Genomic DNA, 6,677 nt, shown 5'->3' on the forward strand with positions numbered 1-6,677 from the left:
CTCCTGCTGGCCCGCCGGCTCGACCTCCTCGGTCTCGGGGACGACGCCGCGCGCGTCCTCGGCATCGACGTGCGCCGCACGCGGGTGCTCGCCGTCCTGGCGGCCGTCCTGCTCGCCGCGATCGCCGTGACGGTGGCCGGCCCGATCGGTTTCGTCGGACTCGCCGCGCCCGTCATCGCCCGGCTCGTGGGTCGCAGGGTGCCCGGCCTCGGCCGGCACGTGCTGCTCCTGCCGTTCGCGGCCCTCGTCGGCGTCGTCGTGGTGCTCGGCGCGGACGTGCTGCTGCGCGCGATCCTGCCCGGTCAGGCCTCGGTCGTGGTGCCGACCGGCGTCGTGACCAGCGTGCTCGGCGCCGGCATCCTCGTGTGGATGGCCCGGCGGCTGCGCGACGCCGGGGCGGGGGCACGGGGTGCCCGAGGGACGCTCGGCCGGCCCCGCTCACGAGCGTGGGTCGTCACCGTCCTGGTCGTCCTCTCCGTCGCCCTGGTCGCGGCCGTGGTCGCGGGCCTGCTGCTCGGGGACCGGATCGTGCTGCTCGGCGACGTCTCGAACTGGGTGCAGGGCGCCGCCGGGCGCCAGGTGAGCTTCGTGCTCGACCAGCGCGTGCCGCGCGTGCTCGCCGCCGTGCTCGCGGGCGCGGCGCTGGCGCTCGCCGGCACGATCGTGCAGGCCGTCTGCCGCAACCCGCTCGCCGAGCCGAGCCTGCTCGGCGTCACGTCGGGCGCGGGCCTCGGCGCGGTGCTGATGATCCTGCTCGTGCCCGGGGTCGGCATCTGGCCGATGTCGGCGGCCGCGGGCGCGTGCGCGCTCGGCGTGTTCGCCCTCGTGTACCTGCTGTCGTCGCGCGGCGGGCTCGGCTCCGAACGCCTGGTGCTCGTCGGCATCGGCGCCCAGGCGGGCACGACGGCGCTCATCACGCTCGTCGTCCTCGTCGTCGCGCCGTGGGACGTCAACCTCGCCCTGACGTGGCTGTCGGGCTCGACGTACGGGCGCAGCCTGGAGCAGCTCCTGCCCGTCGCCCTCGCGCTGCTCGTCATGGTGCCGCTCGCGGCGACCTACCGCCGCGAGCTCGACGTGCTGTCGCTCGACGAGGACACCCCGCGCGTCCTCGGGCTCCCGGTCGACCGCTCGCGACTGGTGCTGCTCGGGGCCGCCGCGCTGACCACGGCCGCCGCCGTGTGCGCCGTGGGCGTCATCGGCTTCGTCGGGCTCGTCGCCCCGCACGCCGCCCGCGCGCTGGTCGGCGCCCGGCACGCGCGGGTGCTGCCCGTCGCGATCCTGGTCGGCGCCGTGCTGGTGTCCGCGGCGGACACGCTCGGCCGCGTCGTCATCGCCCCCGGACAGATCCCCGCGGGCCTCGGGACGGCGCTGCTGGGGGCGCCGTACTTCGTCTACCTGCTCTGGCGGTCGCGGGGACGCGCGACCGCCTGACCCTCGCCGCCTTTCGAGCAGGGCCGCGGCGAGGGACGATGGAGAGGTGGACGAGCACAGGGCCGCCCCGGTGGTGGTCGGCTACGACGCGTCGGAGCCCGCCGACGTGGCCCTCGCCTGGGCGGCGCGGGAGGCGCGCACGCGCGGCGCGGTGCTGCGCGTCGTCTACGTGCGCGACGCGCACGACACGGGGGTGGCCGCGCGGCCGCACGGGGAGGACCTGGGGGAGCGGGGAGACGGCGGCGCGTGGCCCGTCGTGGAGGAGGCCGCGGCCCGCGCCCGCGATGTCGCCCCCGGCGTGAGCGTCGAGACCTTCGTCGAGTACGCCTCCCCGTCCGCGGCGCTCGTGGGCATGTCGGCCGACGCCGGCGCCCTCGTGCTGGGCGCCACCCGGCACGGCGGCCTGTACGAGGCGATCCGGGGCACGGTGGTGCTGCAGGTGACGGCGCACGCCCACTGCCCGGTCGTCGTCGTGCCGGCCGAGGGCCCGCGGACGGACCTGCCGCCGGACGCCCCCGTCGCCGTCGGCTTCGACGGTTCGGAGCAGTCCGCGGTGGCCCTCGACGCCGCCGTCGACGCCGCGTGGGAGCTGGGGCGCGCGCTCCGCGTCGTCGTGGTGTGGCGGCCCGGGGTGACCGAGTGGGTGACGTCGCGCGGGCCCACCGAGCACGAGGCGCACGACATCACCGAGGCCGACGCCGGGCCGGTGCTGCAGCACGCCCTGGCCCGGGTCGAGGAGCGGCTGCGGGAGCGAGGCGCGTCCGAAGGGGCGCTCGAGGTGCTCGGCGAGACGCGCGAGGGTCAGGTGGTCCGGGTGCTGCACCGCGAGGCGGAGGGCGCCGAGCGGCTCCTGCTGGGCACGCGCGGGCGCGGCGGCTTCGCGTCCCTGCTCCTGGGTTCCGCGACGCACACCCTGGTGCGGACGGCGGCCTGCCCGGTCGTCGTGGTCCGCGCGCCGGGCGCGGTGGAGGCGACGACGTAGCCGGTGCGCGCCGGTGCCCGCCGTCGCTCAGCACGTGTGTGACGACGGTCACCCGGGGTTGCGGACCCCCGGCGAGGTGAGGTTAGGCTTACCACCGTGACCGAGACCGTCGAGGCGACCGAGCGCGCCGACCAGACCGCCGCGCAGGACGTCGTCCCCGAGCAGCCGTACCGCATGTTCGACGTCACCGTCTCCCGGGTCACCCGGCTCTGCCCGTCGTTCATCCGCATCACGTTCACCGGCGAGGACCTCGACGGGTTCGCCGACAACGGCAAGGACCAGCGGATCAAGTTCCTGCTCCCCGCGCCGTGCGGCGGCTGGGAGTACCTCGACCGGCAGAACCCCGACTGGTTCACCTCGTGGCGCGCGCTGCCCGAGGAGCGCCGCAACCCGCTGCGCACCTACACCGTGCGCGCCGTCCGGCAGGACCTGCGCGAGGTGGACGTCGACATCGTGCTGCACGGCGACACGGGGCCGGCCTCCCGCTGGGCCAACGGCGCGAAGCCGGGCGCCCCGCTCGTCATCATGGGCCCCAACGCCGCGTACACGGACGGGCCGCACGGCGGGCTCGAGTTCAACCCGCCCGCCCGCAGCCACGCCGTGCTGCTCGCCGGCGACGAGACCGCCGTCCCGGCGATCGCCGCGATCTGCGAGTCCCTGCCCGACGACGCCGTCGGCGAGGTCTTCCTCGAGGTCCCGCACCGCGAGGACCGCTGGACCCTGGCCGCCCCCGCCGGCGTGCGCATCTCGTGGCTGCCGCGCGAGGACCGCGAGCACGGCGACGTGCTCGTGCCCGCCGTGAAGGAGGCCGCGGACCGGCTGCTCGCCATGGGTGTGCGCCCGTCGGCGGACGCCCCCGCCGTTCCCGAGCTGCTGGCCGCGGAGGGCGACGTCCCGGCGCTGACCGCCGCGGGCGTCGACCTGGACGGCGACCTGCCCGACGTCGACATCGACGCGGACATCCTCTGGGAGGTGCCCGTCGACGCGACCGGCCAGCCCCTCGCGCAGGACACCGTGCTCTACGCGTGGCTCGCCGGCGAGGCCGGCTCGATCAAGACGCTGCGCCGGTACCTCGTCTCGGAGAAGGGCGTCGACCGCAAGGCGGTCGCCTTCATGGGCTACTGGCGCCGCGGCCGCGCGGAGTGCTGATCCGGCACCTGCCGGCCGCATTCCGGCGGGATGTCCGATAAGCGAGAACTTCTCAGTCCGCGAGACGTTCGATCTTGTCTCGCGACGCGGACGATGCGCTGTGTCGAACGCGGCGGCGTGGTATCTAGAGGTGCGCTCCGACTCGCATGCCCGGGTGGAGCCCGACGACCTCGACGAACTCCTCACGGTGGCGAGACGACACCGCCGACGAGCACACCGTGCTCCGACCTGCAGCGAGAGGCCCTCACGACATGACGACGACGACGCCTGTGCCGGAGAACACCCGGGCGCGCCGGCAAGGGGGCGCGGACCCGTCCGGCGCGCCGGCAGGGCAGATCGCGCCGCCGCCGAAGATGCGCCGACGCCCCGCCCTCATCGCGCTCTCCGTCGTGCTCGTGTGCGTGGGCGCTCTCGTGAGCGCGTTCGCCTTCCAGTCGATGTCGAACAGCCAGGAGGTGCTCACCGTCCGCGAGACGATCCACCGCGGCCAGGTCATCGACGCCGACGATCTCGTCACCGTGCGGATCGGGGTGGACCCCGCGCTGCAGGCGGTGCCGGCGAGCAGCGCCGAGGCCGTCGTGGGCAAGTACGCGGCGCTCGACATCGTCGCCGGGGGCGTCGTCACCGCGGAGCAGGTGACGGACGCGGCCGTGCCGTCCGAGGGGAACTCGGTGGTGGGCGTGAGCGTCACGGCCGCCATGCTGCCCGCCGGCCAGGTGCGGTCCGGGGACGACGTGCGGATCGTGTCCACCGCCGTGGGCGGCGGCGACACCGCGGACCTCGCGACCGTCGAGGGCGTCGTCGTCGGCGTCTCGACCGACACCGTCACCGGCAACACGCTGGTCAACGTGCAGGTCGCCGCGAGCGACGCACCGCAGGTCGCGTCGGCCTCCGCCGAGGGCAGCGCCGCGATCGTCGTCGACAGCCAGGAGTGACGGGCCCATGGCACTGATCGTCCTGACGTCCGCCAACGGCTCGCCGGGGGTGACCACCAGCGCGCTGGCGCTGGCGCTGTCCTGGCCCCGCCCCGTCGTCCTCGTGGACGCCGACCCCACCGGCGCGCGCGCCGTGCCCGCCGGCTACTTCGGCGGCGCCCAGATGCCCACCGACACGACCGTCGTGGACCTGGCCGTCTCCCACCGGCACGGCACCCTCGCCGAGGACCTGCCGCGGGCGCTGATGAGCTTCCCCGACAGCCAGGTGCAGTACCTCGCCGGCGCCATGAACCACCAGCAGTCGCGCGCGCTCGACGAGCTCTGGGAGCCGCTGTCGGCGGTGTTCAGGTCGCTGGAGGGCAACGGCCAGGACGTGATCGTCGACGCCGGCCGCCTCGGCCTCGTCGGCTCCCCGACCAAGCTGCTCACGCAGGCGGACCTGGCCCTCCTCACGACGCACAGCTCGCTGCCCGCGCTCGTCGCGGCCAGCTCGTGGGCGCAGAGCCTGCGCGACGCGTTCACCGGCGTCGGCGCGATCGAGAGCCTGGGCGCGCTCGTCGTCGGGCCCGGCAGGCCGTACGGCGGCGGCGAGGTCGCGAAGGTGCTGCGGGTGCCGGTCGTCGCCGGCCTCGACTGGGACCCCGCCTCGGCCGAGGTGTACGCGCTGGGGGCCAAGCGCCCCAAGAAGTTCTCGTCCTCCGGCCTGAACAAGTCGGTGCGCGCCGCCGTGCAGAGCATCGGCTCGAGCGTCGCCCGGTCGCGCCAGCAGCTCGCCCTCGGCGCGGAGAGGAGCGCCCTGTGAGCACGCAGCCGCCGGACCCCAGCTCGCTGCCGATCTTCACCGCGTACGCCACGGCCGACGACGCGCTGTCGGACGACCTGGAGCAGACCGTGGTGCGCCGCCCCGCGCACGCGCTGGCCGGGCCGATCGACGAGTCGACGACCCCGCGCGGTCCCGCCGCCGCGCCCGCCGCCGTCGTGCACCACCCACCGGCGGTGCCCGTCGCCCGCACGGCCGCGCCCGCCGCCCCGCCCGCGGCGGGGCCGCCCCCGTGGCCGGCCGCCGGGCAGCCCGCCCCCGGCGCGCTCCAGCGTGCGACGCCCGCCCAAGTGCCCGCCCAGACGCTCACCCAGGTGACGACGCACGACGCCACCCGCGCGACAGGACGGGCGGACTTCCTCGCCCAGCCCAAGGGCGTCGACTGGAAGCAGGTCGCGGAGTTCCGCGGGCTGGCCTCGACGCGCCTCGCCGAGCGCCTCGGCGAGGACCGCGGCAAGGACCTGGAGGCGGAGCGGGAGCTCGGCCGGGCGATCATCCAGGAGATCCTGGACGACGCCGCCGCGGACCTGCTGCACGACGGCCGGGCGGCGTGGAGCATCGACCACCAGCGCGTGCTCGCCAAGGCGATCCACGACTCGCTGTTCGGCCTCGGGCGCCTGCAGCCGCTGGTCGACGCCGACGACGTCGAGAACATCATCATCAGCCCGCACGACAACGCCTGGGTCGAGAAGACCACGGGCGAGCTCGTGAAGGTGGAGCCCGTCGCGGACTCCGACCAGGAGCTGCGCGAGAACCTCGCGTTCATCGCGACGCGCTCCGACTCCAACGCGCGCAGCTTCTCCCCGGCCAGCCCGCACCTGCACATGCGGCTCGACGACGGCTCCCGTCTGGCGGCCGCGTCGTGGGTCACCGCGAACACGTCGGTCGTGATCCGTCGGCACCGGATGCGCAAGGTCGAGCTCGACCGGCTGGTGGAGCTCGGGATGATGTCGGCCGTGCAGGCGTCGTTCCTGCGCGCGGCCGTCCGGGCGAAGAAGTCGATCGTCGTCGCGGGGCCGCAGGGCGCCGGCAAGACGACGATCGTGCGCGCGCTGTGCGCGGAGATCCCGCGGTACGAGCAGATCGGCACGTTCGAGACGGAGTTCGAGCTCCACCTGCACGAGCTGCCCGAGGTGCACGACGTGGTCCACGCCTGGGAGGCGCGCCCCGGCTCCGGCGAGATCGGCGCCGACGGGCGCCAGGCGGGCGAGTTCACGCTCGACGAGGCCATCTACAACTCGTTCCGGTTCAACCTGTCGCGGCAGATCGTCGGTGAGGTCCGCGGCAAGGAGGTCTGGGCGATGATCAAGGCGATGGAGTCGGGCGCCGGCTCCATCTCCACGACCCACGCCGCGAACGG

The 6,677-nt window shown here is 75.3% G+C and carries 6 protein-coding genes; all 6 read left to right on the plus strand.

Annotated elements, in window-relative coordinates:
• On the plus strand, window positions 1-1,431 hold a 1,431-nt coding region (locus ACFWEK_RS17005), incomplete at its 5' end, for an iron ABC transporter permease (protein WP_430554797.1).
• A gap of 46 nt (window positions 1,432-1,477) precedes the next feature.
• Window positions 1,478-2,413, plus strand: a complete 936-nt coding sequence (locus tag ACFWEK_RS17010) for a universal stress protein (protein ID WP_430554798.1) — start codon at window positions 1,478-1,480, stop codon at window positions 2,411-2,413.
• Between the two features lie 96 nt (window positions 2,414-2,509).
• Window positions 2,510-3,562, plus strand: a complete 1,053-nt coding sequence (locus ACFWEK_RS17015; protein WP_430554799.1) for a siderophore-interacting protein — start codon at window positions 2,510-2,512, stop codon at window positions 3,560-3,562.
• 251 nt (window positions 3,563-3,813) lie between these two features.
• A complete protein-coding gene (locus ACFWEK_RS17020) occupies window positions 3,814-4,497 on the plus strand; it encodes an SAF domain-containing protein (protein ID WP_430546245.1) in 684 nt (227 codons plus the stop codon).
• A gap of 7 nt (window positions 4,498-4,504) precedes the next feature.
• Complete coding sequence (locus tag ACFWEK_RS17025; protein WP_430546244.1) at window positions 4,505-5,299, plus strand: hypothetical protein; 795 nt, start codon at window positions 4,505-4,507, stop codon at window positions 5,297-5,299.
• On the plus strand, window positions 5,296-6,677 hold a 1,382-nt coding region (locus ACFWEK_RS17030), incomplete at its 3' end, for a CpaF family protein (protein WP_430554800.1). The genes ACFWEK_RS17025 and ACFWEK_RS17030, both read left to right, overlap by 4 nt.

Origin of the sequence: Isoptericola sp. NPDC060257 (assembly GCF_042726645.1) — a bacterium.
GTDB classification, from domain to species: domain Bacteria; phylum Actinomycetota; class Actinomycetes; order Actinomycetales; family Cellulomonadaceae; genus Isoptericola; species Isoptericola nanjingensis.